The organism is Paenibacillus tabacirhizosphaerae (genome assembly GCF_040812395.1).
Taxonomy (GTDB): Bacteria; Bacillota; Bacilli; order Paenibacillales; family NBRC-103111; genus Paenibacillus_E.
In genome coordinates, this window is the sequence record NZ_JBFNXH010000085.1 from 1 (window position 1) to 713 (window position 713).

The following is a 713-nucleotide window of genomic DNA, read 5'->3' on the forward strand; positions in this document are numbered from 1 at the left end:
AGCGTGGTTTTTACCCCGACAAATTCACCATTCTCGTCATATACAAACCTTGCACTATCACCTTCAGTACAAGCGGCATAACTGCATGCACTGGAACGAATTTCTTCAATCTGCTTAGCAGCCTTAAGAGCCACTTCTTGATTACCAAGCGAGACCTGATCCTTAAGTCCATTTAGGCCATTTACTTTCTCATATGCGTTGCCTGTTAAGTATTCATCGTACTCTCGACCTGGAATTTTACTACGGGTCTCTCCGTCAGCACAAACACTATCCTCCATGCACTTCCCAGATGGATCCCAGTGAGTCAACGGATTGTTCTGAACGTAGGTGTAAAGGTTCAACGAAAGAGGATTATCAATCTGTCCCTCATAGCTATCTTATGCTATAAAGCTCAGACCTAAAGACAACATCGAACTAACCCTAAAATAGCACTTTTTTAGAAGTTTTGGTACTCTTTTCAATTTTCCAGTAGCACACTTGGTTTTCAAGCGGAACTTTCCATCTAACCCGCCAGTTACAGGAAAGCTCCAAACCATCAAAACCAAGATTTCTCCCGCGCCTTCGCTTGAGCTTCGTCCACAACTTTTTTTAAAGACGGCTCAACTCAATCATTTCCAGTCATTCCCTACTAGTTCTCTGCTCGTTGCAAAGGTTCCGGCAGGCGATACACAGTTTTACTTTTGAGTATCCCATACACGATGTTGACCAGTCGC

Annotated in this window: 1 protein-coding gene; it reads right to left on the reverse strand. The window is 43.5% G+C overall.

The window, feature by feature from the left end:
• Positions 1 to 278, reverse strand: a 278-nt coding sequence (locus ABRS97_RS28085; protein ID WP_367819462.1) for a hypothetical protein, incomplete at its 3' end; no start/stop codon positions are given.
• Between the last annotated feature and the right edge of the window lie 435 nt (positions 279 to 713).